This is a genomic window from Salinimicrobium sp. TIG7-5_MAKvit, assembly GCF_049569215.1.
GTDB classification, from domain to species: Bacteria; Bacteroidota; Bacteroidia; order Flavobacteriales; family Flavobacteriaceae; genus Salinimicrobium; species Salinimicrobium profundisediminis.
Genome location: NZ_CP145903.1, coordinates 523122 through 545279, shown reverse-complemented (window position 1 = coordinate 545279; position 22158 = coordinate 523122). Strand labels below are relative to the sequence as shown.

The window sequence follows — 22158 nt, the reverse complement described above, 5'->3', positions numbered from 1 at the left end:
GAAAGCAATGGAAGTAATTATAGCAAGTGTTATTGTATTCTTAGTCCTAATCTTAATCCTGGTTGCTGTTCTTTTGGGAGCAAAAGCCAAGTTAATACCATCGGGACCTGTAAAGATCAATATTAACAACGAAAAAGATATCGAAGTAGGTTCGGGAGGTACGCTCCTGTCTACTTTAGGTGAGAACAAACTGTTCCTTCCTTCTGCCTGTGGTGGAGGTGGTACCTGTATACAGTGTAAATGTATTGTTGCTGAAGGTGGTGGGACTATCTTGCCAACAGAAGAACCACACTTTACCCGTAAAGAAATTGCCGATGGCTGGCGTCTTGGTTGCCAGGTAAAAGTTAAGCAGGATATGAAAATTACCATTCCTGAAGAAGTTTTTGGTATCAAGAAATGGGAAGCTACTGTAGTAAGTAACTACAACGTAGCATCATTTATCAAGGAATTTGTTGTAGAAATTCCTGAAGATATGGACTACAAGGCTGGAGGATATATCCAGATTGAAATTCCAAAATGCGAGGTGAAATATCAAGATATGGATATTACCGCCCACCCTGAAGAACACCCGGGAGAACCTGATAAATTTAAACTGGAGTGGGATAAGTTTAACCTGTGGCCACTTGTAATGAAGAACCCTGAAGTAGTGGAGAGAGCTTATTCTATGGCTTCTTACCCTGCCGAAGGAAGAAGGGTTATGCTTAACGTTCGTGTGGCAACTCCGCCATGGGATCGTGCTAAGAATGACTGGATGACAGTAAATCCGGGGATAGCTTCTTCTTACATCTTCAATCAGAAAAAAGGAGACAAGGTTACTATTTCAGGGCCTTATGGTGAATTCTTTATCAACCACAGCGATGCCGAAATGCTTTACGTTGGTGGGGGAGCCGGGATGGCGCCAATGCGTTCACACTTGTATCACCTCTTCAGAACCCTTAAAACCGGAAGAAAAGTAACTTACTGGTACGGTGGGCGTTCTAAACGTGAGTTGTTCTATACTGAACACTTTAGAGCTTTGGAAAGAGATTTCCCGAACTTTAAGTTCTATATTGCCCTTTCTGAACCTCTTGAAGAAGACAACTGGAAAGTGAAAGATGGAATTGAAGGGGAAGGAGACGGTTTCGTAGGATTCATTCACCAGGTAGTTATCGATAACTATCTTAGCCTGCACGATGAGCCGGAAGAAATTGAATTCTATTTCTGTGGACCTCCATTAATGAACAAGGCCGTAGAGAAAATGGCCGAAGATTTTGGAGTACCACCAGAGAACGTGAGATTTGATGACTTTGGAGGGTAACCTGAAGAAGTTAAAATATATAAAAACAGCTGCCTTTTGGTGGCTGTTTTTGATTTGGGCACATTATATTAAGCTGAATTGACTAATTTTGAGCTATGTCACAATTAACCGATCAGGAACTGCATAACCTTGCAATGAACATTGTAGGTAAAGATCTTGAAGAACAGGGATATGAATTTCTAGGGGTCAATAGTGATTTTAAAAAAGACCCTCAGTTCGTGGCTTTAAGGGATAAAAAGTTGCATTTCGTTGTAGTGCGGGCAATAGAATATCCACACGATCCGCGAGATATTGATATGATCTTTTTGGAAACTGTAAAAGAGCAGGCTTTAAAATTTAATGCCCGTACTTTTTATGCCGGCGTGGGGCTCGCAAATTCCAAAGACTATGAATTACCCGTAATGAGTTCAGAAGATTACGTAGTTAATTACCCCGGATTAAAAGAAATCTAAAAATGACATTTTTGAGACCTGCTGTTAGACTGCTGCTGTTATGTGCCCTGATTGTTTCATGTTCGCAGGCAGATAAGGAAAGAAGCGCTTTTGGAGAAGCCCTTGGTACTACCTACTCCATAAGCTATTATTCCGAAGAAGACATTCCCCTTGAGAAGGCTTTCGACTCCATTTTTGAACGGGTAAATCAGTCTATGAGCACCTACAGGGAATCTTCAGATATTTCAAGGATAAATAGGGGAGACAGCCTGGTAGTGGTAGACACTCTTTTTCAGAATGTATTTAAACTCTCTAAAAAAGTGTGGCGCAAAAGTAACGGCTACTTTGATCCTACTGTGGGAGATCTCGTCAATCAATACGGTTTTGGCCCTGAAAATGGCCCTAAAGAAATAGATTCAATGACTATAGATTCTCTTATGCAGTTTGTAGGTTTTGATAAACTTCAATTAAAAGGGGACCGACTCATAAAAGAAACTCCCCAAATTTATCTCGATTTTAATGCTATTGCTAAAGGTTATACCATAGATCTTATAGGCCATTATCTCAATTCTAAGGGTGTTGATGATTATTTGATTGAATTGGGCGGTGAGCTTTTGGCAAAAGGGGTAAACCGAGAGAGAGAGTCTTATTGGACTGTGGGAATAGATGACCCCACCCAGGAGGAGGGGCAAAGGGAATTAACTGCTACCATAGGCTTGCAAAATAAGGCCATGGCAACTTCGGGGAATTACCGCAAACACCGTACAGATCCTGAGACTGGTGCCCAATATGTGCATACCATTAATCCGCTCACCGGCTTTGCCCAAAAAAGTGATTTGCTTAGCGTAACTGTTCTTGCTGAAAATTGTGCTTTGGCCGATGCCTATGCCACTGCTTTTATGGCTATGGGATTTGACCTCTCAAAAATGGTACTTTCGCAGGAAGATAATTTGGACGCTTTTCTTATTTATTCTACGCTTGGAGGTGAAATGAAGGAATATGCCACCCCGGGTTTTGACGAACTTATGAAAGACTTATAGTCTAGTAGTGAGTATAGCGTATTGAGTATTGAGAACATTAGGTTGGTATCTTCTGATATGGTTCTCCAGGTAATTCCCAGAAAATTCTCTGGCTATTTACCTTCTGATTCACTTTATCTCCCATGAGAAAATTCTAATCCCTAATCTCCATCCCCAAATTAACCACAATAACTAATCACTTCCTGGCCACCGGAATAACTTCTCCCTTTGCGAGCCGGTATTTATCTACCAGTTGTAAATCCATTTGAGAGGTAAGGTTTACTTCTTCTACCCTAAAGCCAACTTCTCTTAATTTGTCGAAGTAATCTCGTCCATACACCCTTACATGGTCGTATTGGCCAAAGATCTTTGCGCGTTCGGCAGGATCTGTAATGGAATCGTCTTCAAATGTTTTTTCGCGATTTAAATCCTGCGGAATTTGCAGAATGGCAGTGCCACCGGGACTTAAGATCCTGTATATTTCCTGCATTGCTTTAGTGTCATCGGGAATGTGTTCGAGGACGTGGTTGCACAAGATGAAGTCAAAGCTGTTATCTTCAAACGGCAGGTCGCAAATATCGGCTTTTACGTCGGCTAAAGGCGAGTTGAGATCTGTGGTAGTATAATGAAGGTTATTCAATTTCCTGAAACGTTTGTAAAAGGCTTGTTCAGGGGCAAAATGCAGTACTTTATGCGGGGCGGTGAAGAAAGTGGTGTGGTCTTTTAGGTAAAGCCATAATAGCCGGTGCCGTTCCAGGGAAAGGGTAGAAGGGGAAAGCACGTTCTCGCGTTGCTGCCCGTACCCATAGGGCAAAAACTTTGAAAAGCTTCGGCCGTCAATGGGATCTGTGTATTTATTTCCGCGGAGGCTAAGTACAAAAAGGGGTTTTACCGCATAGCTAAGGCGGATAAGTACAGGCCGGGGAATCTTGTTCAGAAAAAACTTGAAAGCTTTTCCAATCATACCTTGATATCTCCCCAGTTTTCTCCCGATTTGATGCGGTAGAGCTGCATTTCTGAAACCCCGAATTGCTTTGCCAGCACCCTTATCCGGGTTTTTCGGTTGGGATCGAGCAGTTTTTTCTTAAGTACTGTGGCCTGGGCATAACTTAGCTTGGAGTAGCATTTTATGGTGCCCAGCTTTCGCTTCAGCTTATTTTCCTTTACCTGCGGATTGTTCTGCTGATGCGCAACCCACTCCTTTTTTGTTACCCAGGCAAGGTTGCTCACCTTATTTTCTGTCTTGTTGTAGTTCTTGTGAATAACATATTCGTCTCCTTCCTTCTTCGGAAGAAAAAGTTCGGCAACAACCCGGTGAATATAGCAGGCTTGTTTTTTGCCATTTTTGAGGGTCGCGACAAAGGTGAGGAAGCCCTGCGACTTACCCCCTTTTAGTAGATCTCCGTCAGGATTTTTTACATAGCTCACCACTCTCCCGTAATTAGAAACTGCATACCTGAAGCGGTCGTGCCATTTCTCTCTGGAGTAGGGGAGCCATTTTTCCTGGCGAAAATTTTTAATCATGGAAGTTGATTGTTTGTGCCCTAAATTCTTCTTCTTCATTGCTTTCTATTCCCAGCGCCTCATAAATGTAATGAAAAGTTGATAATAGTTCTGGCTTTCCATCAATTAAAGCTACATCATGTTCAAAGTGGGCACTTGGTTTATTATCTGCAGTGAGAATCGTCCAGCCGTCGCGTAGTTGTTTAATTCGGTGTGTACCGGCATTGATCATAGGTTCAATGGCTACCACCATACCTTCAATGAATTTCTTTCCGCGGCCGCGTTTGCCGTAATTCGGCATCTCTGGATCTTCGTGCATTTTTTCTCCCAGGCCGTGGCCCACCAGTTCCCTTACCACGCCAAAACCGTTCTTTTCGGCATGTTGCTGAATGGCAAAACCTACATCTCCCACACGGTTCCCCAGTTTAAATTCTCTTATTCCTATGTATAGGGATTCTTTGGTAACATCCAGTAATTTTTGTGTTTCAGGGGCAATTTCTCCTACTCCAAAGGTGTAGGCATGATCTCCGTAAAATCCATTTTTAAAGGCCCCGCAGTCAATAGAAATCACATCTCCTTCCTTGAGAGGCTCGTTATTAGGAATACCATGTACCACCTGGGCATTGGGGCTCATACATAAAGAATTGGGGAAATCGTACATTCCAAGAAAACCCGGCTCGGCACCGTGGTCACGAATAAACTCTTCGGCCATTTTATCGAGCTGCAGGGTGGTAACTCCCGGTTTAACTTCAGAAGCCAGCATTCCAAGCGTTTTCGACACGATTAGGGCGCTGTGGCGAATAAGTTCAATTTCTTCTCTGGTTCTTTGTATGATCATAACTTTTTAAAAATACTTAGCAATTTATTCTTTTTTTTGGGCAGCACGGGATCAACTTTAGAAGTCTCTATAAGTTGATGATAGATCTCCCCCCAGGGGGGGAGACCATTAATATTGCGGTCGTCGATAAAAAGATCGGCCAGGATCTTACGACTCATGGCCTTCTCTTCAAATTCTTCTTCCGGATAACTTTTATTGACTGCATAAAAGCTGATGCCTTTGCTCTCGCAAAAGTCTACCGCTTCCTGTAATTTAACTCCGCTTCTATAAGTCCAGAGTATGATTTGATGTCCTTCCTGTTGAAGTTTCTGTAAGGCTTCAAAAGCAAACAAAATGGGTTTGCCTATTTCGGGATAGCGGTTTTCCACCAATGTTCCGTCAAAATCTACAGCTATTGTCAACAATTTGGGCATATGCAAAAATAACAATTTAAATGGCAGCCAAAACTACTCGTAAGAGTGCTTGTATTCCTGCCCCGAAACTATTTTTGCAATATCATCTTCCAGCTCTTCCTGCGGGTATTCTACAAACCTGCCTACTTCTTCACCATCTTTAAAAAAGATAATAGTGGGAACGTAAATAACATCATACTCCTGTTCCATTTCATTAGGTAGGGTTTTGTCTTCCCTTACCGCCATTACCTGCAGCCTGTCTAAATCATAATCGCTAAGCTCCAGTAATTTGTAAAATTTCGGAACTTCCCGTTGGCTATCGGCACACCAGGTTCCCATGAACATGATGATGTCGTACTCATTAATATTCTCTTTTATTGTGCTGAGTGCTTCCTCTCCCGGCTTATAGGATTGGTACATTGGGTCAAACCAGGCAGAATAGGGAGCTTGTTGTAAATCTTCAAGATTAATCTCTCCAATTAAGTTCCCTGCTTCTTCCTCCTGTGAAACCGGTTCTGTCGTCTTCTGTTCATTCTCTGTATTTCCGGTATTTCCGCAATTGGATGCCGTGATCAACAGCAATAAATAAAGGAATATCTTCATCTTTAAAATAGTGGTTTTTGTGTCATTAATTCAGGTTGTTCCACGCCCATCAACTTTAAAATTGTAGGTGCAATGTCTCCAAGAATACCATCCTTAACCGCTTTTATATCGTTGTCTACAAGAACAAACGGTACCGGGTTGGTAGTATGTGCTGTATTTGGACTGCCATCTTCATTGATCATGAACTCACTGTTTCCATGATCGGCAATTACAAGTACAGAGTAGTCATTAGCTACGGCAGCATCCACAACTTTTTTGGCACATTCATCAACTGTTTCGCAGGCTTTCACCGCGGCTTCAAAAACTCCTGTATGCCCAACCATATCTGGATTGGCAAAGTTAAGGCAAATGAAGTCGGCCGATTTCTGATTGATTTCAGGTACAATAGCGTCAGTCAGTTCATACGCGCTCATTTCAGGTTGCAGGTCGTATGTTGCCACCTTGGGAGAGTTGATCATTATACGGCGTTCTTTGTGAAAAGGGTTTTCCCTTCCGCCAGAAAAGAAGAAAGTAACATGTGGGTATTTTTCTGTCTCTGCAATTCTTATCTGTGACTTTCCGGCGTGTTCAAGGACTTCTCCCAGCGTAGCTTTAATATCTTCTTTGCTGAAAACAACGTGAACATTCCTGAAGGTCTCATCATAACGGGTAATTGTAACAAAGTACAGCGGTAAAGCTTTCATTTCCTGCTCCGGAAAATCCTGCTGCGTAAGAGCTGCTGTAAGTTGTCTTCCGCGGTCGGTTCTAAAGTTAAAGAAGATCACTACATCTTCTTCTGAAACCTTAGCTACAGGATTACCCTGGCTATCGATCATCACAATTGGTTTAATGAATTCGTCGGTAACGCCCTCACCATAGCTTTTCTGAATAGCTTCCACAGCGTTTTGACAGGGTTCTCCTTTGCCATTCACTATAAGATCATAGGCCAATTTGGTTCGCTCCCAACGTTTATCGCGGTCCATGGCATAATATCTGCCAATAACCGAAGCCAGTTTACCATTGGTTTTATTTAAATGATCTTCCAGGTCTTCAATAAAACCTTTTCCCGAATTGGGATCTACATCACGACCATCAGTAAAAGCGTGCACATATTTTTGGGAGATGCCAAATTCTTCAGCAGCGGTGAGTAGTCCTTTAAGGTGATTAATGTGAGAATGCACTCCGCCATCACTTACAAGGCCCATAAAATGTATGGCTTTATTATGCGTTTTGGCGTAGTTGAAAGCCTGTTCCAAAACCGGCTCTTTTCCAAGCGAATTATTCTGTACCGCCAGGTTGATCTTTGCCAGGTCCTGGTAAACTATTCGTCCGGCACCAAGGTTCATATGGCCAACCTCGCTGTTGCCCATTTGTCCTTCAGGTAAGCCAACGTTCATTCCGTCGGTGCGTAACTTGCTGTGAGGGTATTTGTTATAAAGGGAATCAATAAAAGGTGTATTTGCCTTATCAACGGCCGAAGTGTTGGGGTCATTGCTGATCCCCCAGCCGTCCAGGATCATCAATATTACTTTTTTATTCATTGAATTAGGGTATTTTCACAAAGATACGAAATATGCATAGTAAGGAAAGCTTGTAAGGCCGTTATAATTAGGCTGAAAAGCAGAAATAGCTCAAAAGGTATTTTTTAACATTTAAAGGTTTAAATTTATGCAATATTTTTAAGATTTTGCAGTTCTTATAAGAGGTGGAGGTGAATGTTAAAATGCTCATTATTACTGAATTAATTGATCTTCTTCCCTTTTTGGTATGACCTTTGAAACATTATAGTCAACTAACTATTTAACAAAAAGATATGATAAACAAAACAACTGTATTTGCTCTTCTTCTTACAATAAGTGCCTCCTTTGCCTTTACCACCAATTCCTTTAATTCTGAAAAAGTCTTTGCTGAAAAAACTTCTGAAAAAGAAGTGATCGAGGTAAAAACCGAATTAACTGCCGAAGAGAAGATTGATCTTCTTTACGAGGAATTCGCTACTGTAAATGCACAAATGCCTTCAAAGGTTTCTTTTACCTATGCAATTACCGGGTATAACAAACTTGAAAACGAAGAAAAGATTGAAAACAGACTGTTGAGTATCGTAGATTTCAGCCTTCCTTCCACCGAAAAAAGATTGTGGATCCTTGATATGGAAACCAACGAGATCATTTACCATACGTACGTTTCTCATGGAAAGAACACCGGAGGAAACATGGCAACTAAATTCTCAAACACACCAAATTCGCTGCAGAGTTCCCTCGGATTCTATGTTACTGCGGAAACTTACTACGGAAAAAACGGACTTTCGCTTTTCATCGATGGCATGGAAGAGGAATTTAACTCTAATGCCCGTGACCGGTATGTAGTGATCCACGGTGCAGATTATGCAAAGGAATCATCTATCAAAAGGCTTGGCAGATTAGGCCGTAGCTACGGATGCCCTGCCGTACCTACTGAAATCTCAAAAGAGATCATCAATAAGATCAAGGGAGGGTCGGCCTTGTTCATTTACCACACGAATAAGGATTATATCTCTAACTCCACTTATTTGAATTCTCAATCGGTTTAAAAAGCTATTCAGTTAATTTCGTGTAGATCTGTTCATCGAGATCGTACACGTCATTTAAAATAACAGTTTCATTCCCGGCCCGCCAGGCAGTCCAGTAAAAATGATGGACCTGGATGGGCCGGTCTACTTTTACAGTAGTTGTTTCTCCAGTTTCAATGATCTCCTTGATCCTCTCTTTTTGCCAGTCATCCTGGTTCTCTACCACGTAAGCAGCCAAATCAACAGCATCTTCTACCCTTACACAGCCCGAACTCTCTGCGCGCTGGGTTTGGCTAAACAGGCTTTTTGCAGGGGTATCGTGTAAATAGATAAGGTATTTATTTGGGTACATGATCTTTACCCGCCCCAGCGGATTCGCAGGTCCGGCCCTTTGCGTAATGTTGTAGTTTAGCGCTTCATCGCTGCTCCAGTCCACGCTTGATGGGTCTACACGTTCACCACTACGGGTGGTAATGGTCATGTTGTTATTGCTTAAATAAGAGCGGTTTGCTGCCATTTTTGGAAGTACATCCTGCGACTTGATCGTTGGCGGAACCGTCCAGGTAGGATTGATCACCAGGTGATCTATAGTATCCGAAAAAATAGGGGTGGGGCGTTCTTTAGCTCCGGCGATCACGTTGTGTTTCCTCACCGTGTCGCCATCTTTGATTACTGCAAGTTTAAAATTGGGAATATTGATCAAAATGTAATGTTCCCCCAAATCTCTCGGGTACCAGCGCCATCTCTCTAGATTTGCCAGTATTTGATTGTAAACCTCTTTTGGCCCTTTATTCAATTCATCAATGGTGGCATCTCCTATAATTCCGTCGGTTTGAATACTTTTCTTCTGCTGAAATTTTCTCACTGCATCTACCAATTCTTCAGAATAAGTTTGCCCAATGCCTGAAGTATCAGCTTTAAAGACCCCAAGCTCCTGAAGCCTTTGTGCAATAGCAGGAATTCGGGGATCTGTTTGCCCCGGTTCAATAATTTCTCCTCGTGAGATCTTTTTTATTGCAGTTTCCTGGGTCTTTTGTTCCTTGTAATCAGCAAGGCTTTTTTTGAGTCCCTGGTATACCTGGTGAGAAGGCTTCAGGTCTTCCAGGATTGAGCTTACTTCCTTCTGTTCTACAGCATCTTTCAAAAGCTTTCCAAAATCTTTTTCTTTTCGGCTAATTCCCCAGAACTCGTGCAGCTCTTCGGGATTCAGTTTTCCGTAGTATAAGTGACGGGCATAGGTGAGAAAAGCATCCGAAAGCAGCAGGTCAAGGCGTGCGGCCTGTTGTGAGCTCAGGTCGGCAGTTGATAAAAGAGAATCAATCTCTTTTCCGTGGTAATCTTTAAAATTGAGGCCTTCTTCATCGGCTTCCTGCAGGCTGTTATACAGGGAATGAATGGTTTTCCCATCGCGCCAAAGAGATTTGTAATCTCTCCCGCTGTATACCTCTTCTAAAAGTCCCCCCTCAAAAATGTCATTTTTAGAAGATATTTCTGTTTTGATCCCATCGGGTGAGGCTTCTGCAATTTTTTCTGAAGCTTTATCAGACGAAGCCCTGTCTGCCGGATTGTTTTTGTCGCCGGTACAGGCGCCAAGGCTTAAAAATAAGATCGATAAAGGTAGTAAAAAGCTCTTTTTCATAATTCAGTAGGTGTTTTGTACATCACAATATGCATGCACACGTTTGGGATCATAAAGGCAGGGCCTGTAGTTGAATATCTATACTTTTTATAGAATTCCACGGCAGTTTCGCGCGCATTGAACCACAGTAAAGTATTCGGATTTCTACTTTTCAAGATTTCTTCCCCTTTATGAAGCAATTTTTCTCCCAGTTTCTGGTTGCGGTGAGAAGGCAGTACGGCCATTCCTCTAAGCTGGTACTGTATTGGGATTTCAAAAATGGCATTTTTACGGGCTACAAAAGTGGCCACAGCCACTACTTGTTCTTCCTCAAAAAACCCCAGGTGAATGGTGTCTTCTTCGAGATCGCCCTCAAAAAAGCACTCTTTTAAAGGTCGGCCGGGGCGTAATACTTCCTGGCGGACCTTATAAGTTTCTTCGGCTGATATTTGGCGGATCATTTATCCTTCGGTGGCCTGTACCTCCCGGTACTCCTCATGCCTTTCAAATTGTTTTGCGGCATAAGCGCAAAGAGGATCTATCTTGATTTCTTTTTCTTTGGCGAAGTCAACACTGTGTTTTACGAGGCTACTGGCCAGGCCTTCGCCGCTATATTTTGGATCGGTTTCAGTATGATCAATGGTCATGATCTGGTTGTCTTTCAGAGTATAGGTGAGTTCAGCAACAATTTCGCCGTCATCTTCAATGTAGAACATCCCTTTTCCGTCTGTTTCTTTATGCTGAATATCTTTGTTCATTTTATCCTTTTTGAATTATTTCGTCTACAATTCCGTAGTCTACAGATTCTGATGCATTCATCCAGTAGTCACGGTTGAAGTCTTTATAAATGCGTTCATAAGGCTGGCCGCAATTTTCGGCAAGAATTTGAGCGCTTTGTTCTTTGATCTTTAATATTTCGGCAGCCTGGATTTCAATATTGGAAGCCTGCCCCTGCGCACCTCCGCTTGGCTGGTGGATCATCACCTTGGCGTGCGGCTGAATGAACCTTCGTCCTTTAGCCCCGGCCGAAAGTAGGATTGATGCCATAGATGCGGCCAGGCCGGTACAAATGGTAGAAACCGGGCTGTTGAGGCTCAGCATCGTATCATAGATTGCAAAGCCCGAGGTTACGTATCCTCCCGGACTGCTTATATAGAATTGAATTTCATCATCTCCCGTGGCATCCAGGTACATCATTCTTTCAATAACATGTTTTGCAGTTTTCTCGTTTACGGTGCCCCAAAGAAAAATTTTGCGTTCATTGAGTAGGGACTGTTCTATGCGATCCTGAATTTTTCCGGGTTTATCTGTGTCTTTCATTGTGTTTTTTAAATGATTGGCAGCTAAAAATATGACTATTTTTGCAGAAAAGATGGGGATGAACCTTGCATTTAACAAGATTTTAAAGGAAGAAATTCCGCATATCCTGCCTATGGTACAGGAGTTAATGGGGCAGCAATTTTCAAACGAGATCCTTACCCAAAGGTTTTCTGAAATGTTTGATCAAAATTACGAATGCTTTAAGATCACACATGATGAGCAAACGGTGGGAGTATTTGGGTTGTGGTTTATGACGCGGCATTATGCGGGGCGCTCTTGTGAACCCGATCATATTTTTATTAAGGAAGAATACCGAAGCAAGGGCGTAGGCAAAAGTTTATTTGAATTTATTTATAAATATGCGACCGAAAAAGGCTGTGAAACTTCAGAATTAAACAGTTACGTTCAAAACTACCGAAGTCATAAGTTTTACCTCAATGAAGGTTATCAAATCAAAGGGTATCACTTTTTAAAAAAGCTGTAAATTTTTCTTGAGCAATAAAAACTTTCGATATATATTTGCAGAGCAATATCAACGCGGGAGTAGCTCAGTTGGTAGAGCGTCAGCCTTCCAAGCTGAATGTCGCCGGTTCGAACCCGGTCTCCCGCTCAAAGCCTCGACGACAGTCGGGGCTTTTTTTTTGCGGGAGATTGGGTGAGAAGCCTATCCCGAGCCCCTCGTCAGGCTCGGGATAAACTCCGTCGAGGGGAACCCGGTCTCCCGCTCAAAGCCTCGACGAAAGTCGGGGGTTTTTTTGCTGCTGCACGGATTACAAATCCGCGCCAACTTCCGAAGCTTCGGAAATTCCCTCGTTAGGTTACGAATGAACGCCATCTCATCTAAAGGGTTTAGTATAATTCTTCAACAGACTTCCCTTTTTACGAATCCCGGAAATGATAGATTGATTAAATAATGGATTCGTTTAATTTTAAACCTTTTTTAGAATGATCCATGAAGATAAAAAATCTGGCCGGCGTTCCCTTTGAAAATGTGCTTTCCTGCTTTCTTTCTGCTTTTGAAGGTTATTTTATAAAACTGCCCGAAGATCCTAACTACTGGTGGGAGCGATTCACCATTGCCCGTGTAAACTGGGAGCTCTCCTTTGGAATGTTTGATGAAGATGAGCTGGTGGGCTATATTATAAATTGTGTGGATCAACACCGGGAGTCACTTACAGCATATAACACCGGCACAGGAGTGCTAGCTAATTACCGCGGAAGGGCAATCGTAGATCAACTTTATGAACACGCTATTCCTGTTTTAAAGGTTCACGGAGTTGAAAAATGTCTGCTGGAAGTGATCTGTGAGAATGAAAGGGCTTTAAAAGTGTATAACCGCATAGGCTTCGAGATTACCCGACAACTCCGCAGCTTTACCGGATCTCTTCCTGAAACTTCTTCGGAAATTACCCTTCAAAAATGTCATTTTTCGCAGGTAATTCAGAGTGGGCTTTATGAGGAAGCGCTTTATTCCTGGGACCATACGGCCAAAGCTGTAGCATTGATGCAAAACCGGGTTCAAACCTGGTGTTTAGGAGATCCCGACTCTCCTGAAGCTTACCTGGTGATCGATAATGGCGGGAATATCATTCAATTGTTTTCAAAAAGAGATAATTACCCCGAGCTTCTGACTGCTGCAGGCTGGTTAGCAAAAGAAGTTAAGCTGAAAAATGTAAGTGCCGCAAGAGAGAGCCTGATAAATACCCTTCAAAAATGGCATTTTTCGAATCCCGTAAACCAGTACGAGATGGAGATGGAAATCTCTTCCTTCTGAGCTAATATTGGGACTTCAGGAATTTTTTTTAACTTCAGCAGTAACACCTTTTAATTATAAACTTAAAAGTGATGCAGACTGCTTATCCTCCAAATATATTACCCAGTGATGGGAAAAGTTACTACTTCGGAAAAATACTTAACGAAAGTGAAGAGCAGCGTTTTTTCAATAATTTGCTGGATGAGGTGGCGTGGCAGCATGATGAGGTTATGATCTTTGGGAAGAAAATTGTTACCGCCCGAAAGACTGCCTGGTATGGCGACCGCGAATTTGAGTACACCTATTCAAAAATGACAAAAAAAGCAAAGCTCTGGATCCCGGAGTTATTAGAATTGCGAAAAAGGGTAGAGGAGGTGACGGGCCTGGAGTTCAATTCGTGCCTGCTCAATCTCTACCACAGCGGGGAAGAGGGAATGTCATGGCACAGTGATGCAGAAGCAGAGTTGGGAAAGCAGCCGGCAATAGCTTCTGTAAGCCTGGGTGTTGAACGTAGATTTGTTTTTAAGCACAAAACTTCAGCCGAAAAAATAGAACTTCAGCTTGAACCGGGCAGCCTTCTGCTTATGACCGGAGATACTCAGAAAAACTGGTTGCACAGCCTTCCGAAGTCAAAGAAAGTAAAGCAAATGCGTATCAACCTCACTTTCAGAAATATTAAAAAATCGAAAATCCGGTGAGGGTAGTGAGGCGTTCTAGGGAAGCCATTCCCAACGCTGAATTTCCTTTGGGGTTCAACGGCGGACTCCATACTGCCACTGCAAACCTGTCGGGGTGAACAGCAACTATGCCGCCGCCCACGCCACTTTTTCCCGGCAGGCCCACTTCAAAACTAAATTCCCCGGCTTCATCGTAAAATCCGCAGGTTTGCATGAGCGCATTAACCCTTTTTACCTGTCGGCCGGTGAGAAACTCTCTTTCAGAGCCTATGGTTGTACCGTTATTTGCGAAAATAATAAAAGCATTAGCCAGTTCCTGGCAAGACATGGCGATAGAGCACTGGTGAAAATAGAAATCGAGCACATCTTCTACATCGTTCTCAATATTTCCGAAAGATTTTAGGTAGTTAACCATGGCGTAGTTACGGTAACCTTTAGACTGCTCGGAGGCGGCCACCACGGGATCAAAATCAATTTGGGGGTTACCGGTTATTTCATGAAGAAAGGTGAGGAGTGCAGCCTTGGCATTACTAAAGGAAGATACCAGTACATCGGCTACTACAAGCGCTCCCGCGTTTATAAAAGGATTCCGGGGAATACCCGAATCGTTCTCGAGCTGCGAAAGAGAGTTAAAAGGGTCTCCCGAAGGTTCAACGCCCACCCGGTTCCACAGCTTATCTCCCATGACTTTCATGGCAAGGGAGAGGGTGAAAACCTTGGAAATTGACTGGATAGAAAAGCGTTCCTGGCTGTCGCCAAAGCAATAGTTACTTCCGTCAAGATCATAGAGGTGCATGCCAAATTTGTTCGATGGCACCTTGGCCAGTTCGGGGATGTAAGATGCCACTTTGCCCGACCGTGGCTGGTCTATAAATTCCTGGTTGATCTGGTTGAGGATCTTTTGGTAATCTACGCTAGTTGAGGTCATTCAGCACGGTTTCCGGTTCTACTTCAAAGGGCTCTTTATCGGCTTCAAAAATTCGGGCGGTAAGTGTTCCTTTCAGCTTAATGTCTTTTCCTTTCACTTCCAGCCAGCTCCCTTCGCGAAGGCCTATAACCGGTGGTGTATTGTGACGGTGAAATTCCATAATACGTGTTTCGCGGGTTTCACCTTTGTGTGTGGATTTAGGATCGGGGTCCAGGTAGTGCGGATTGATATTGAAAGGCACCAGCCCAAGGGTATTAAAGGATGGCGGGTACACAATAGGCATATCATTGGTAGTTTTCATTGTGAGCCCGGCAATATTGGTCCCGGCACTGGTACCCAGGTAAGGTTTTCCCTGGTTTACAGCTTCTTTAAGCACAGCAAGCAAATCGTGCCTGTAGAGCTGTTGTACAAGGAGAAAGGTATTTCCTCCACCGGTAAAAAATCCGTCAGACTGTTTCACAGCCTCATGCGAAGAATCAAATTCGTAGATGCCTTTAATTTCAAGGCCTGCTTTTTCAAAAGCTTTTTGTGCAGTTGCAGTGTAATCTTCATGAGAGATTCCGCCGGGGCGGGCATAGGGAATAAACAGGATGTTGCTGCAGTCTCTAAAATGGCTTTTTAAGAGGGGCAGTAAATATTCAAGATATTCCTGGTTGTGCAGGGTAGAAGTACTGGCAAGAATAAGATTTTTCATGCGGCTTGTTTAGTAATTGATGTAAAATTAAAAAATATGACACAGGGAGATTCTAAAATTTGGCCAATTCTGAAGAGAAAGCAGGTTAAGATGGTAAATAAAATGGCTTGAACAAGGCTTCAGAGGCTAATGAATATATATTTCGGGTTGAAGGATATTTAACGAAAGTTTAGTCGGGAATTAAATTTTTATAAAGAATAGATTTTGTTCCTTTAAGAAAATCAGCATTATGAAATCTTTATTATTCTGTATAATTTTCTTTATTTCCTTCACAGTTTTGTCTCAGGACAGAGTGCAGATCAATGGTAGTGTAACCCCCCCGGTAGGGGAGACGCCCCAGGGTATTACCGTAGTTAACCGCACGGCCAAAAGTGCCACGGTGGTAAATGATCGGGGGAATTTTACCATAAGAGTGATGGCCGGAGATACCTTGCAGTTCTCGGCACTTCAATTTCAGGATTTTTCAGTAGTGGTAGATGAAGGCGTTGTAGAGAACCGGCAGCTCAACGTTTTTATTTCTGAAGCAGTTACCGAACTACCGGAAGTTGTAGTGAGCCCTTATGACCTTTCAGGAAATGTAGAGGTAGATGTAAAGATCATTCCCGTAGTATCAACCGATCTTCCTACAAAATCGGCTGCAGAAATTAATCCGTATAATCACACTTTTCGACCCGATTCGCTGGTTTCTCCCCCCAATGCAGCTATGCGAAGTGGGATGATTTACAGCGGGATGAATTTTGCTAACATCTTCAGGAATATTTTTACCTCTCGTGATGTTACCACAACGGTGGGCGGTGATGACGACCTTGATGAGCAAATTCTTCAGCTTCATGATGATGAATTTTTCCAGGACCAGCTCAATATTCCGGAAGAAGATATATCAGATTTCATTTATTTTGCTGCAGATAATGGCCTTACTGAAGAAATGCTCCAACCAAAGAACGAGATGATGTTAATTGAGTTTCTTGTGGCGCAAAGCCAGAAATACAAACTACGGGAGGCGAATTCTCCTTCTGAAGATTAAGAGTTAAGAAAAAACACCCAGTAAAATTGACATTTTTGAGAGGTGAGTTTTAATATTTTTCTTTAATTATTATGCTTTTGATGTAATTATGCCTGATTTTGGTCGTTATTTATAATATGAAGCATATCTACATTTTTATTTTGCTTTTCACCTCGTTTACGGCTGCTGCTCAATCTATAGGGGAAGTCGAAATTAAGGGAAGCATAAAAGTACCTGCGGAAGCTGAGGCGCAGGGAATTTCGATCTACAACAAAACCACCGGGAAAGGTAGTGTTTCTAACAGGAATGGAGATTTTACGATTAGTGCGGGCTTAAATGATTCTCTTTACATTTCGGCTGTACAATATAGAGATCTTCTGGTGGTAGTTGATAAGAATATACTAAGTACGCAAATTTTGCAGGTAGAGATTTCCGAAGATATCAATGAACTGGCAGAAGTGGTAATTAAGCCTCATAACCTCACCGGAAACCTTGCAGCAGATCTTAAAAACATTCCCGTTTTAGAACTAGACCTTCCCACCTGGTCTGCCGCGGAAATCATGGGTATGAATTACTCGTTTTCACCCGATGCCCAGACAGGTGTTACAAATCCGGGAATGTCGGCAAATATGGAATATGGTTTTCAGCCAATAAAGATCATTGGCGGCCTTGTAGATCTTGTAGCTCCGGCTCCAAAAGACAGGTCTCAGGAAATACGAAGAGCAAGGGCAGGTTATGACCTGCTAGAGCGGGAGTTGCTGAACCGGTATGACCACGAATTTTTTCAGGAGGTCTTAAAGATCGATAAGGAAGAGATCCTGGCTTTTATTGCCTATCTGCACAAGAAAGGAGTATCTCACGCACTTTTAGAAAAAGAAAACGAGCTACAGCTTTTAGACCTTATGGTGCTGCAAAGCACAGAATTTATGAAGCGGTAAAGAAGGTGATGTCTAAAAAAGGATGTTGTTCTGACTTATTATTAAAAAAAAGAGATTCTAAAGTTCCATTGAGCTTCCTTAAAAGACGAAAAGCTCTTCCTGAAGTTGACGATCGGAGTTAGAAAAGGTCTTAAAAGCTTTCTGATTTAAAAATTTTCCACACCAGTATAACTTATAGCAGTAGTATATTTGGAAGACCTTCAGCAGGTGCTCAAAAATGACATTTTTGAGCACCTTTTGTGTTTAAAACTTTCCGCAGATTATAATATTCTTCGGAAGAATATCAGGTGAATTCAAGTTCGCGGGTTCTTAGCCTGGGGCTCTTCTTCTTGAACTTGCGCCCGTACCATAACAGGAAGCCTGTAACTGGCAGGCTGGCACAGATGAGGCTGGCAAAGAAAGCAATAATCTTTCCGGGTAGGCCTGCAATGGCGCCTACGTGAATGTCGTAATTCATCCTGAGTACTTTTTCTGAAAAACCTGCCTCTTCATAAACACCGTAAACACTTGGGGTTTCAATTTCCTCGAGGGTATTTTGGTCGTAAAAACGATAATCTGCAGTGTAATAGATTCCGTCGTGATAGGCTACTTCCACATAAATACTGGAAGAATCGGTGTAAGGATAGTGTATCTCGAGGTCTACAGCTTCAGGATATTCCTTTTTCAGGTCTACAATTAGCGATTCTATAGGAGGATTTTCTGTAGCTTTAAAAGTTCCTGAAGTATTATCTGGGATAGTGAAAACCACTTCCTTTTCTCCTCCCATACCTTTATACACAGCACTTGCAAACCATTCGAATACCATCACCAGGCCTGTGAACACAACAATTACTGCCACAAAGCTTACATAAAATCCCATTACAGAATGTAAATCGAAATTTTTTCGCTTCCACTTGGTGCTTTTCTTCCAGTCGAATGACAGGCGTTGCTTTTTCATTTTCCTGTTTTTGGGCCACCAAAGAACAATACCGGTAACCAGCATAAAGAAAAAGATGAAGGTACTCCAGCCTACTACCTGGCTGCCAATTTCATGAGGGAGCCACAGATACATATGCCCATCGAGAATAAAAGGGAAAAAACCTGTCATGTGGTCTTCCACTTTAAGCACTTCACCCGTGTATGGGTGCAGGTAAACCGACTGGTAGAATTCAGGTTCCAGTTCATAGAAAATAACCTCAATAGGTTCATTTTCTTCTGCGTAAAGGGTCCCGTGAACATACCTGCCGGGCAATTCCTCTTCAGCAAGAGCTTTTGCTTCTAAAGGGGTGAGAATTGAGGCGTCTCTTTTCTCTATTTCAGGGAGGTCATTGGTGAGCAATTTAATCTCCTCCTGGAAAACCCACAGACACCCGGTAATGGCAATAACAAAGACAATTGCACCAGTAACCAGTCCCAGATACAGGTGGATTTGTCTAATCCATTTTTTAAGGTTCGATTTACTCTTCTTACTTTTCTTTTTCATAAGAAATAAAAAAGGCCGCGAGCGTAAGTAAGCTCTACCCGTGACCAAATGAATTACAGTTTAATAAGGCTTTTAATATTCTCTCTTTCAATCTCAGCCACTCGTGTATAAGCGACCGAACCTTTTTGAAACCCATTCAATATAACAGGAAACGTAAAGTAGAACTGGAGCTCCAGTTCTTTAAAATAAGTCTAAATAAAAGCGGCACCTAAGTTAATTAGCGCAGCTTACTTCTCCAATTGTTATTTAGACTTTTTTTAAATAAGAAAAGAATTTGATTGAAATAGCGTGAAGAACCGCCACAGAAAAGGTATCTTCTAAAGATCAATTTTCTCAGCGTTCAAAACTTATTTTGTAGAATAATGTTTCAATTCTCCCTTTACCGGTTATTAATATTTAATCGTCACAATATTTATGTATGACAATAAAATTTCTTTATCGTTGGGTTTAGAACATAAAAAAAGGCCTTCGATTTCTCGAAAGCCTTCATTTTACTGGTAGCGAGAACGAGATTTGAACTCGTGACCTCCGGGTTATGAATCCGACGCTCTAACCAACTGAGCTACCTCGCCATGTTTCTAAAAGAGACTGCCTGTAGGGGCTGTGCTATCTTTTAGCGGGTGCAAATATAAAAACATTTTATCTTGCCGCAAACTATCTTTTAGTAATTATTTAAATTGATTTCTTTTTATGTTTCTAATTAATATTTATATTGCCCGAAACTAACAAAACCGCAGCATGGACGATAAAATTAAGTTTGAAATGGAATTTCCAATCCAGGCTTCCCCTTCTTTACTCTACAACTATATCGCAACCCCGTCAGGCTTAAGTGAATGGTATGCAGATAATGTAAATTCGCGCGGAGAATTATTTACCTTTATTTGGAACGGAAGCGAAGAAAAAGCAAAATTACTAAGCAAGAAATCTGGAGAAAGAGTGAAATTTCGCTGGTTAGCTGATGAGGATTCTCAATATTTTTTTGAATTGCGCATCCAGGTAGATGAGATCACCAAAGATGTTTCCATTATGATTACCGACTTTGCTGAAGAAGATGAAATAGATGAAGGGAAAATGTTGTGGGAAAATATGATTTCAGATCTTAAACAAGTACTGGGTTCAGTTTAGAAATCCCTTATTTAATACTACCTTTGCCCGTTTTAAAAACGGGTTTTTTATGGTTAATATCAACGGACAGTTGTTTGAAGAAAAAGAGGCCTCTCTTTCTATTGCTAACCGTGGCTTTGCTTATGGAGATGCAGTGTTTGAGACTATTCGCGTAATCAATGGCAGGATCATTTTCTGGGAAGATCATTACTTTAGGTTAATGGCATCTATGCGCATTATGAGAATGGAAATTCCGGCTACTTTCTCTCCTGAATTTCTTGAAGCTGAAATTTTACAAATTGTACGTGAAAATGACCTTTTTGACACCCAGGCACGGGTGAAGCTCAATGTGTCCCGGCAAGCAGGTGGTTTCTATACCCCTCAAACCAACGAAATAGACTATCTCGTTACTGCTGAAGCTCTCCCTAATGCTTTCTACCTTTTAAATGAAGACTTCTACGAAGTAGAACTTTTTAAAGATCACTATGTGGCTAAGGGATTACTCTCCACGTTAAAAACTAATAACAGGGCGGTGAATGTTTTGGCAGGTATTTATGCCATGGAAAATGATTATAACAACTGTTTGCTGCTCAACGAACAAAAAAATGTTGTTGAAGCACTCAATGGTAATATCTTTTTGGTAGTTGGGAATGTTATTAAAACGCCTCCAATAACCGACGGTTGTTTAAAGGGGATCACCCGCGGAAAGATCCTGGAAATCATAAAGAAACTGCCCGATTATACTCTTGAAGAGACTTCTATTTCTCCCTTTGAATTACAAAAGGCTGATGAGATGTTTATATCAAACGTAGTTACGGGAATACAGCCGGTCAAAAAATACCGTAAAAAAGAGTACAGCACTGAAGTGGCTAAAGTATTGCTTGGCCGCCTAAATACGCTGGCAAGATTAAGTTAGTTGTACGAAGGATTCTCTGGAGCGTTAGACCAGATTATATAATTGCCACCTAACTGGATCATTTTATCTTTCCAGAAAGTACGTGGTTTACGGTTTAATATGTCTTTATGGTCGTTGTTTTCGGCAACTATCCAGGAATTTGCATTGAGCTCCTGGTTTAATTGATCAAATTCCCAACCGGAGTAACCTAAAAAGAACTTGATTTCTTTATCACTAATGAGATCCTCATTTATAAGGCCTTTCACCGCTTCAAAATTTCCGCCCCAGTAAATTCCGCTGGCTATCTCAACGCTATCGGGAATAAGATCGGGAACTTTGTGGATAAAGTAAAGATTGTCCTGCTCCACAGGTCCGCCATTGTATACCTTGAAATTTCCGGTAATATCTGGCAGAAGATCTTTGAGTGTAAAATCGAGTTCCTTGTTCAGGATAAAACCTACAGAGCCGCTCTCGGTATGATCGGCGATAAGCACCACAGATCTATTGAAGGAGAGGTCTCCTGTAATGGCAGGCTCGGCAATAAGAAGTAATCCTTTGGCAGGTTTTAGTGTAGTCATTTCTTCAATAGTTTCTGCAATCTTTTACCTAAATCTAAAAAAATATTGTACAGCGTCAAATGAGAATAGATAATTTTTAACAAAAAAACTCCCCCGTTTGGGAGAGTTTAATATTTTCTTAGGTTTTGTAAATATTAGTTCACAGCTTTTTGAAGATCTGCACCTGCTTTGAATTTTACTACATTCTTAGCACCAATCTTAATTGTTTTTCCTGTTTGAGGGTTTCTTCCTTCTCTTGCAGCTCTTTTAGAAACTGACCAGGAACCAAATCCTACTAATGAAACGCGATCTCCTTTTTTAAGAGATTTCTCAACATTCTCAAGAAAAGATTCTAGTGCCTTTTTTGCAGCTGCTTTAGAAATCCCGGCATTTTCAGCCATTGCATCAATTAAATCTGTTTTGTTCATAATTTGAGTTTTTAATAGTTGTTGGTTGAACTTTTAATAATTTGCTTTACAAATTTATATGGAAAACTTTCCCATGCAAGTAATATCAAGGGAAAAGCCGGATATTGTTAATAACTTCGGAAAATTGTTGATAACCTTAGTTGATTTTCTCGGAAATACGCTAATATCAGC

General features: G+C 41.7%; 25 protein-coding genes, 2 tRNA genes and 1 pseudogene. 12 read left to right on the top strand and 16 right to left on the bottom strand.

Annotation, left to right across the window (positions count from 1 at the left end):
• Window positions 1–7: 7 nt before the first annotated feature.
• The 3 genes from nqrF to V5739_RS02530 all read left to right on the top strand — a co-directional run bounded on the left by nqrF (window position 8) and on the right by V5739_RS02530 (window position 2768).
• On the top strand, window positions 8–1297 hold the full coding sequence (nqrF, locus tag V5739_RS02540; protein WP_266069469.1) for an NADH:ubiquinone reductase (Na(+)-transporting) subunit F: 1290 nt from the start codon (window positions 8–10) through the stop codon (window positions 1295–1297).
• 95 nt (window positions 1298–1392) lie between these two features.
• Window positions 1393–1749 (top strand): Na(+)-translocating NADH-quinone reductase subunit F, encoded by a 357-nt coding sequence (locus V5739_RS02535; protein WP_423819531.1) that lies wholly within the window; start codon window positions 1393–1395, stop codon window positions 1747–1749.
• A 2-nt stretch (window positions 1750–1751) separates the two neighbouring features.
• Window positions 1752–2768 carry an FAD:protein FMN transferase gene (locus V5739_RS02530; protein ID WP_423819530.1) on the top strand — a complete coding sequence of 339 codons (1017 nt, stop codon included), beginning with the start codon at window positions 1752–1754 and terminating at the stop codon, window positions 2766–2768.
• 175 nt (window positions 2769–2943) lie between these two features.
• On the opposite strand, the gene V5739_RS02525 is transcribed toward V5739_RS02530, so the two are convergent.
• From V5739_RS02525 to gpmI, 6 genes are read right to left on the bottom strand one after another with little or no spacing between them, the layout of a single operon-like run.
• The gene (locus V5739_RS02525) at window positions 2944–3711 is read right to left on the bottom strand and encodes a class I SAM-dependent methyltransferase (protein ID WP_423819529.1); all 768 of its coding nucleotides are present in this window, start codon (window positions 3709–3711) and stop codon (window positions 2944–2946) included.
• Window positions 3708–4271 (bottom strand): HNH endonuclease signature motif containing protein, encoded by a 564-nt coding sequence (locus V5739_RS02520; RefSeq protein WP_423819528.1) that lies wholly within the window; start codon window positions 4269–4271, stop codon window positions 3708–3710. The genes V5739_RS02525 and V5739_RS02520 overlap by 4 nt, the downstream gene beginning before the upstream one ends.
• Window positions 4264–5088 (bottom strand): type I methionyl aminopeptidase, encoded by an 825-nt coding sequence (gene map / locus V5739_RS02515; protein ID WP_266069473.1) that lies wholly within the window; start codon window positions 5086–5088, stop codon window positions 4264–4266. The genes V5739_RS02520 and map overlap by 8 nt, the downstream gene beginning before the upstream one ends.
• Entirely contained in the window at window positions 5085–5501 is a 417-nt protein-coding gene (locus V5739_RS02510) for a BT0820 family HAD-type phosphatase (protein ID WP_266069475.1), read from the bottom strand. The genes map and V5739_RS02510 overlap by 4 nt, the downstream gene beginning before the upstream one ends.
• 33 nt (window positions 5502–5534) lie before the next feature.
• Window positions 5535–6083, bottom strand: a complete 549-nt coding sequence (locus tag V5739_RS02505; RefSeq protein ID WP_423819527.1) for a thioredoxin family protein — start codon at window positions 6081–6083, stop codon at window positions 5535–5537.
• 2 nt (window positions 6084–6085) lie between these two features.
• Window positions 6086–7603 (bottom strand): 2,3-bisphosphoglycerate-independent phosphoglycerate mutase, encoded by a 1518-nt coding sequence (gene gpmI / locus V5739_RS02500; RefSeq protein ID WP_423819526.1) that lies wholly within the window; start codon window positions 7601–7603, stop codon window positions 6086–6088.
• Between the two features lie 272 nt (window positions 7604–7875).
• Here gpmI and V5739_RS02495 point away from each other — a divergent pair, with 272 nt between their 5' ends.
• Window positions 7876–8631 (top strand): murein L,D-transpeptidase catalytic domain family protein, encoded by a 756-nt coding sequence (locus V5739_RS02495; protein ID WP_423819525.1) that lies wholly within the window; start codon window positions 7876–7878, stop codon window positions 8629–8631.
• A 4-nt stretch (window positions 8632–8635) separates the two neighbouring features.
• Here the strand turns inward: V5739_RS02495 and V5739_RS02490 are convergent, their stop codons facing one another.
• Genes V5739_RS02490 through V5739_RS02475 form a run of 4 tightly spaced genes read right to left on the bottom strand, consistent with a single transcriptional unit; the run spans window position 8636 to window position 11548 of the window.
• Window positions 8636–10249, bottom strand: a complete 1614-nt coding sequence (locus V5739_RS02490) for a L,D-transpeptidase family protein (RefSeq protein ID WP_423819524.1) — start codon at window positions 10247–10249, stop codon at window positions 8636–8638.
• The gene (locus V5739_RS02485; RefSeq protein ID WP_423819523.1) at window positions 10246–10689 is read right to left on the bottom strand and encodes a GNAT family N-acetyltransferase; all 444 of its coding nucleotides are present in this window, start codon (window positions 10687–10689) and stop codon (window positions 10246–10248) included. Before V5739_RS02485 ends, V5739_RS02490 begins: the two co-directional genes overlap by 4 nt.
• Window positions 10690–10986: a GNAT family N-acetyltransferase gene (locus tag V5739_RS02480; RefSeq protein WP_266069481.1), complete on the bottom strand. Its 297-nt coding sequence runs from the start codon at window positions 10984–10986 to the stop codon at window positions 10690–10692.
• A 1-nt stretch (window position 10987) separates the two neighbouring features.
• The gene (locus tag V5739_RS02475; RefSeq protein ID WP_423819522.1) at window positions 10988–11548 is read right to left on the bottom strand and encodes a ClpP family protease; all 561 of its coding nucleotides are present in this window, start codon (window positions 11546–11548) and stop codon (window positions 10988–10990) included.
• 31 nt (window positions 11549–11579) lie between these two features.
• Here V5739_RS02475 and V5739_RS02470 point away from each other — a divergent pair, with 31 nt between their 5' ends.
• From V5739_RS02470 to V5739_RS02455, 4 genes are all read left to right on the top strand, one after another.
• Complete coding sequence (locus tag V5739_RS02470; protein ID WP_423819521.1) at window positions 11580–12032, top strand: GNAT family N-acetyltransferase; 453 nt, start codon at window positions 11580–11582, stop codon at window positions 12030–12032.
• A gap of 53 nt (window positions 12033–12085) precedes the next feature.
• Window positions 12086–12158 (top strand) — tRNA-Gly (locus V5739_RS02465).
• A gap of 342 nt (window positions 12159–12500) precedes the next feature.
• Window positions 12501–13322 (top strand): GNAT family N-acetyltransferase, encoded by an 822-nt coding sequence (locus tag V5739_RS02460; RefSeq protein WP_266069484.1) that lies wholly within the window; start codon window positions 12501–12503, stop codon window positions 13320–13322.
• A gap of 71 nt (window positions 13323–13393) precedes the next feature.
• Window positions 13394–13999 (top strand): alpha-ketoglutarate-dependent dioxygenase AlkB family protein, encoded by a 606-nt coding sequence (locus V5739_RS02455; protein ID WP_423819520.1) that lies wholly within the window; start codon window positions 13394–13396, stop codon window positions 13997–13999.
• On the opposite strand, the gene V5739_RS02450 is transcribed toward V5739_RS02455, so the two are convergent.
• Window positions 13977–14906 carry a glutaminase gene (locus V5739_RS02450; protein WP_266069486.1) on the bottom strand — a complete coding sequence of 310 codons (930 nt, stop codon included), beginning with the start codon at window positions 14904–14906 and terminating at the stop codon, window positions 13977–13979. The genes V5739_RS02455 and V5739_RS02450 overlap by 23 nt on opposite strands.
• Window positions 14893–15600 carry a dipeptidase PepE gene (gene pepE, locus V5739_RS02445; RefSeq protein WP_423819519.1) on the bottom strand — a complete coding sequence of 236 codons (708 nt, stop codon included), beginning with the start codon at window positions 15598–15600 and terminating at the stop codon, window positions 14893–14895. Before pepE ends, V5739_RS02450 begins: the two co-directional genes overlap by 14 nt.
• A gap of 229 nt (window positions 15601–15829) precedes the next feature.
• On the opposite strand from pepE, the gene V5739_RS02440 reads away from it, so the two are divergent.
• Together V5739_RS02440 and V5739_RS02435 are read left to right on the top strand one after the other, a co-directional pair.
• On the top strand, window positions 15830–16624 hold the full coding sequence (locus V5739_RS02440; protein ID WP_423819518.1) for a hypothetical protein: 795 nt from the start codon (window positions 15830–15832) through the stop codon (window positions 16622–16624).
• Window positions 16625–16740: 116 nt separating this feature from the next.
• Window positions 16741–17541 (top strand): hypothetical protein, encoded by an 801-nt coding sequence (locus tag V5739_RS02435; RefSeq protein WP_423819517.1) that lies wholly within the window; start codon window positions 16741–16743, stop codon window positions 17539–17541.
• A 283-nt stretch (window positions 17542–17824) separates the two neighbouring features.
• Here the strand turns inward: V5739_RS02435 and V5739_RS02430 are convergent, their stop codons facing one another.
• On the bottom strand, window positions 17825–19003 hold the full coding sequence (locus V5739_RS02430; RefSeq protein ID WP_423819516.1) for a PepSY-associated TM helix domain-containing protein: 1179 nt from the start codon (window positions 19001–19003) through the stop codon (window positions 17825–17827).
• Between the two features lie 495 nt (window positions 19004–19498).
• A tRNA-Met gene (locus V5739_RS02425) sits at window positions 19499–19575 on the bottom strand.
• 166 nt (window positions 19576–19741) lie between these two features.
• Between V5739_RS02425 and V5739_RS02420 the strand changes: the two genes are divergently transcribed.
• The gene (locus V5739_RS02420; RefSeq protein WP_345599030.1) at window positions 19742–20128 is read left to right on the top strand and encodes an START-like domain-containing protein; all 387 of its coding nucleotides are present in this window, start codon (window positions 19742–19744) and stop codon (window positions 20126–20128) included.
• A gap of 49 nt (window positions 20129–20177) precedes the next feature.
• A complete protein-coding gene (locus tag V5739_RS02415) occupies window positions 20178–21023 on the top strand; it encodes an aminotransferase class IV (RefSeq protein ID WP_423819515.1) in 846 nt (281 codons plus the stop codon).
• Here V5739_RS02415 and V5739_RS02410 read toward each other — a convergent pair.
• Both V5739_RS02410 and V5739_RS02405 read right to left on the bottom strand, forming a co-directional pair.
• Window positions 21020–21580: a YqgE/AlgH family protein gene (locus V5739_RS02410; protein ID WP_345599028.1), complete on the bottom strand. Its 561-nt coding sequence runs from the start codon at window positions 21578–21580 to the stop codon at window positions 21020–21022. The genes V5739_RS02415 and V5739_RS02410 overlap by 4 nt on opposite strands.
• A gap of 134 nt (window positions 21581–21714) precedes the next feature.
• Window positions 21715–21996 (bottom strand): annotated as a pseudogene (locus V5739_RS02405) (HU family DNA-binding protein); the annotation flags it as partial.
• Between the last annotated feature and the right edge of the window lie 162 nt (window positions 21997–22158).

What these genes read in the sequence shown, in the direction of transcription:
- nqrF (WP_266069469.1), top strand. Translation starts at nt 8, where the DNA reads ATGGAAGTAATTATAGCAAGTGTTATTGTATTCTTAGTCCTAATCTTA.
- V5739_RS02535 (WP_423819531.1), top strand. Translation starts at nt 1,393, where the DNA reads ATGTCACAATTAACCGATCAGGAACTGCATAACCTTGCAATGAACATT.
- V5739_RS02530 (WP_423819530.1), top strand. Translation starts at nt 1,752, where the DNA reads ATGACATTTTTGAGACCTGCTGTTAGACTGCTGCTGTTATGTGCCCTG.
- V5739_RS02525 (WP_423819529.1), bottom strand. Translation starts at nt 3,711, where the DNA reads ATGATTGGAAAAGCTTTCAAGTTTTTTCTGAACAAGATTCCCCGGCCT.
- V5739_RS02520 (WP_423819528.1), bottom strand. Translation starts at nt 4,271, where the DNA reads ATGATTAAAAATTTTCGCCAGGAAAAATGGCTCCCCTACTCCAGAGAG.
- map (WP_266069473.1), bottom strand. Translation starts at nt 5,088, where the DNA reads ATGATCATACAAAGAACCAGAGAAGAAATTGAACTTATTCGCCACAGC.
- V5739_RS02510 (WP_266069475.1), bottom strand. Translation starts at nt 5,501, where the DNA reads ATGCCCAAATTGTTGACAATAGCTGTAGATTTTGACGGAACATTGGTG.
- V5739_RS02505 (WP_423819527.1), bottom strand. Translation starts at nt 6,083, where the DNA reads ATGAAGATATTCCTTTATTTATTGCTGTTGATCACGGCATCCAATTGC.
- gpmI (WP_423819526.1), bottom strand. Translation starts at nt 7,603, where the DNA reads ATGAATAAAAAAGTAATATTGATGATCCTGGACGGCTGGGGGATCAGC.
- V5739_RS02495 (WP_423819525.1), top strand. Translation starts at nt 7,876, where the DNA reads ATGATAAACAAAACAACTGTATTTGCTCTTCTTCTTACAATAAGTGCC.
- V5739_RS02490 (WP_423819524.1), bottom strand. Translation starts at nt 10,249, where the DNA reads ATGAAAAAGAGCTTTTTACTACCTTTATCGATCTTATTTTTAAGCCTT.
- V5739_RS02485 (WP_423819523.1), bottom strand. Translation starts at nt 10,689, where the DNA reads ATGATCCGCCAAATATCAGCCGAAGAAACTTATAAGGTCCGCCAGGAA.
- V5739_RS02480 (WP_266069481.1), bottom strand. Translation starts at nt 10,986, where the DNA reads ATGAACAAAGATATTCAGCATAAAGAAACAGACGGAAAAGGGATGTTC.
- V5739_RS02475 (WP_423819522.1), bottom strand. Translation starts at nt 11,548, where the DNA reads ATGAAAGACACAGATAAACCCGGAAAAATTCAGGATCGCATAGAACAG.
- V5739_RS02470 (WP_423819521.1), top strand. Translation starts at nt 11,580, where the DNA reads ATGACTATTTTTGCAGAAAAGATGGGGATGAACCTTGCATTTAACAAG.
- V5739_RS02460 (WP_266069484.1), top strand. Translation starts at nt 12,501, where the DNA reads ATGAAGATAAAAAATCTGGCCGGCGTTCCCTTTGAAAATGTGCTTTCC.
- V5739_RS02455 (WP_423819520.1), top strand. Translation starts at nt 13,394, where the DNA reads ATGCAGACTGCTTATCCTCCAAATATATTACCCAGTGATGGGAAAAGT.
- V5739_RS02450 (WP_266069486.1), bottom strand. Translation starts at nt 14,906, where the DNA reads ATGACCTCAACTAGCGTAGATTACCAAAAGATCCTCAACCAGATCAAC.
- pepE (WP_423819519.1), bottom strand. Translation starts at nt 15,600, where the DNA reads ATGAAAAATCTTATTCTTGCCAGTACTTCTACCCTGCACAACCAGGAA.
- V5739_RS02440 (WP_423819518.1), top strand. Translation starts at nt 15,830, where the DNA reads ATGAAATCTTTATTATTCTGTATAATTTTCTTTATTTCCTTCACAGTT.
- V5739_RS02435 (WP_423819517.1), top strand. Translation starts at nt 16,741, where the DNA reads ATGAAGCATATCTACATTTTTATTTTGCTTTTCACCTCGTTTACGGCT.
- V5739_RS02430 (WP_423819516.1), bottom strand. Translation starts at nt 19,003, where the DNA reads ATGAAAAAGAAAAGTAAGAAGAGTAAATCGAACCTTAAAAAATGGATT.
- V5739_RS02420 (WP_345599030.1), top strand. Translation starts at nt 19,742, where the DNA reads ATGGACGATAAAATTAAGTTTGAAATGGAATTTCCAATCCAGGCTTCC.
- V5739_RS02415 (WP_423819515.1), top strand. Translation starts at nt 20,178, where the DNA reads ATGGTTAATATCAACGGACAGTTGTTTGAAGAAAAAGAGGCCTCTCTT.
- V5739_RS02410 (WP_345599028.1), bottom strand. Translation starts at nt 21,580, where the DNA reads ATGACTACACTAAAACCTGCCAAAGGATTACTTCTTATTGCCGAGCCT.